Consider the following 2,961-nt stretch of genomic DNA (forward strand, 5'->3'; position numbering starts at 1 on the left):
GATAAAAAAATCAGGATATACGGCTATTTGTCATGCGTACCGCTTAGGTGCGGATTTTTTCTATAGTTCGGGCTTACTAACTATTGGTAAAAAGGTTCTCTAAATGCAACTTCTTAGACGAATTTTCTTAATTTTAAAATACTTATTCAGTTGGAGGTATTATGTTTCAAAAGTGGCTTGGAAATCAGTTGAAAAAGCCTACTGGTTTTGTCTCTAAATTGGTGGGAAAGTATATGGAAAAGGGCAATTATGAAATAAATAATTGGACATTAAGTCTATTAAATATTAAGGGAAATGAAAGTATTTTGGAAGTTGGGATTGGAAATGGTTAAAGAAGCGAGAAAATTGAATAAAAATTATATTGATACTGGTTTAATGGATATAACACAATCAGATATAGAGGATATGCCATTCAACGATAATATTTTTGACAAGGTTTATACTGTTCATACAATTTACTTTTGGAATGACTTGGACAAGGGGTTGAATGAGACATATCGTGTGTTGAAACAAAATGGAGCTTTATACATATCCATAATGGACAAATCTCACATGAAAAAGCTGAAACGAACACAAAACTTTAATCTTCTGGATAGACAAGAGATAGTAACTGGTTTAGAAAATAATAATTTCAGGGAAATGATTATACATAATAAGGGTGCATACCTTTGTATTGAAGCAAAGAAGTAGACATAGAGAGAATAAAGTGGAAATAATTAAATTTGTTTGTTTGAACTAACGGATGCTTATCTTTAATTAGAATTATAAGGGGATGCGTAAATGGCTATTTTATTTTTTATCCTTCCAATCGCTTCAATTTTAGTTGGGCTATATTTCATTACTTTAGGACTTTGGGAATTACGAGAAGGAGCAAATAGAAATCAGTACATAAAGTATATGTTTACAGGATTATTTTTACTGGTTATTCTAACACCAATGATGTGGCTTTTTGGAAGTAGCTTTTTAAGTATGTGAAGCAATGCACTTAAATTAACGGAAGCGATAGCGAAAGAAGTTGTCGCTGCTCTTGTGCCAGTATTGAGCAGTAGAGTTGAACAAGAAGTTTAAAATATATAATGTAATCGTCCTTAATTTTGGACGATTATTTTATTTGCAAAAAAACTTCAAAAAATTTAAGCCAAATTATACTTTGGTTTGTCTAATAAGTGTAAGACAAAAAAAGAAAGGGTGAATTCCAATCATTAGATTAGTAAAAATGGCTCAAAAAGGAAATGACAAAGCCTTTTTAAATCTTTTCCAGCAGTATGAAGAAGATATTTATCGAATGGCTTATGTATATGTAAAAAACAAAGAAGATGCTTTGGATATTGTTCAAGAAGTAGCCTATCAATCATTTAAGAAAATAAATACATTGAAAAAACCAGAGTATTTCAAAACATGGTTAATAAAAATCACAATGAACTGTGCAACGAATGTAGTAAGGAAAAATCAAAAAGTTGTCCATTTAAAGCCAGAATATGAGGGACTTATAGGAGTAGAGAATGAAGATATCCCTCTTTCTATATCATTACAAGACTTAATAGAAGCATTGGAAGACGATGAAAAAAGCATAGTTTTACTAAGGTTTTATCATAATCATACATTTAAAGAAATATCAGAACTATTGGAAATACCGCTTGGAACGGCAAAATCGGTTTTATATCGTGCATTAGATAAACTTCGTAAACAATTTAAGGAGGGTGATATTTGTGAGCAATAAAATCAATCAAGAGTTACAAAAAATAGAAATTCCAAAAGAATTACATGAAAGGTCTAAAATGGGTGTAAAAAAAGCCAAAGCAGAGCAACAAAAAAGAAGATTCAAAAATCCGTTAGTAGCAGCGGCAGTGATTTTAGGTTTATCTACCACTTCAGTTGCATATGCTTTTCCGTCTATTGCAGCACAAATTCCATTTATGGATAATGTGATTAGTTTTTTCAATGATGAGGAAAGAGACTACAAAAATTTTGAAACCTTCTCGACTAATATAGGTCTTGCACAGACGAGCAATGGTACGACTGTCATGGTAGACAACGCAGTATATGACGGAACGAATATTACTATTTCATACGCAATCGAAACAGAACAAGAAGTTGAACAAGAAATTGAAATCCGTCCAATGAATTGGTTTGATGTTGATGGAGCAAGTGGTATGGGAGGAAGTGAAAAAATCACAAAGATTAGTGGCAATCGCTATGTAGGATTGGCATCTTTCACGCCACATTTTAAAGATGGAGAATATCCAAAAACAGTTGAAGTTACTTGGGAACCTGAAACCTTTAAAAGCATATCGGATGATATAGCACTAGAAGGTGATTGGTCATTTGCTTTTTCGCTTAATCGTTTAGAGGGTAATATAGAGTTGTTAAATGAAACGGTACAGAATAAGGGTGTGAACTTCACACTTCAATCTGTTGAATTCACTGATGTTTCTACTGTTATTAGTTATGAACAAGTGGTATCTGATGAACTCTTAAAAGAGTGGAAAAGCGTGACACCTGTTTTTAAGGTAACAGATGACCTTGGCAATGTATATATGGATGGAACTAGCGGTAGTGGAACGTCACCTGATAATTTCAAAACATTTAAAGGAACAAGTGACTTCGGCACAATTCAAGAAGGAGCTAATAAGCTCATCATTCAACCTATCCAAATTGCAAGTCTCAATTCTGGAAAAGGTCATACAAAAATTGAGCTTGAGCCAATTGTCATCGACATAAAAAAATAATAGTGAATTAGTTGAAAAAATTGTGAATTATTGTACTTAAAGTAACGGGTAGCTTTAGCACAAGAACAGGAGCTGTTTTAATTACAGCTCTTTTTGCTTATTGGGAACGGAGCAGGTAAGTGAAAAAATGGTATAATATTCAAAAAACAAAAGTACAAACAGGAGAGGGAAAATGAAAAGATTAATTAAGGTGGCTTTATGCGTTAGTTTTATTTTTTATTTACTCGCATTG

At 32.5% G+C, this 2,961-nt stretch carries 5 protein-coding genes; all 5 read left to right on the forward strand.

Translation table 11 applies throughout. From position 1 onward, the window contains the following. Positions 1 to 161 precede the first annotated feature (161 nt). The 5 genes from PQ474_RS25865 (at position 162) to PQ474_RS25885 (ending at position 2,729) form a co-directional block, all read left to right on the forward strand. Positions 162 to 332: a hypothetical protein gene (locus tag PQ474_RS25865; RefSeq protein WP_273848454.1), complete on the forward strand. Its 171-nt coding sequence runs from the start codon at positions 162 to 164 to the stop codon at positions 330 to 332. Continuing rightward, positions 325 to 690 (forward strand): class I SAM-dependent methyltransferase, encoded by a 366-nt coding sequence (locus tag PQ474_RS25870; protein ID WP_273848458.1) that lies wholly within the window; start codon positions 325 to 327, stop codon positions 688 to 690. Before PQ474_RS25865 ends, PQ474_RS25870 begins: the two co-directional genes overlap by 8 nt. A 90-nt stretch (positions 691 to 780) precedes the next feature. Beyond that, positions 781 to 975 carry a hypothetical protein gene (locus tag PQ474_RS25875; protein WP_273848455.1) on the forward strand — a complete coding sequence of 65 codons (195 nt, stop codon included), beginning with the start codon at positions 781 to 783 and terminating at the stop codon, positions 973 to 975. Between the two features lie 241 nt (positions 976 to 1,216). After that, entirely contained in the window at positions 1,217 to 1,720 is a 504-nt protein-coding gene (locus PQ474_RS25880; RefSeq protein WP_273848456.1) for a sigma-70 family RNA polymerase sigma factor, read from the forward strand. Further along, a complete protein-coding gene (locus PQ474_RS25885; RefSeq protein WP_273848457.1) occupies positions 1,710 to 2,729 on the forward strand; it encodes a DUF4179 domain-containing protein in 1,020 nt (339 codons plus the stop codon). The genes PQ474_RS25880 and PQ474_RS25885 overlap by 11 nt, the downstream gene beginning before the upstream one ends. The last annotated feature ends 232 nt before the right edge of the window (positions 2,730 to 2,961 follow it).

Source organism: Halalkalibacter alkalisediminis, from assembly GCF_028610705.1.
Taxonomy (GTDB): domain Bacteria; phylum Bacillota; class Bacilli; order Bacillales; family Bacillaceae_D; genus Halalkalibacter; species Halalkalibacter alkalisediminis.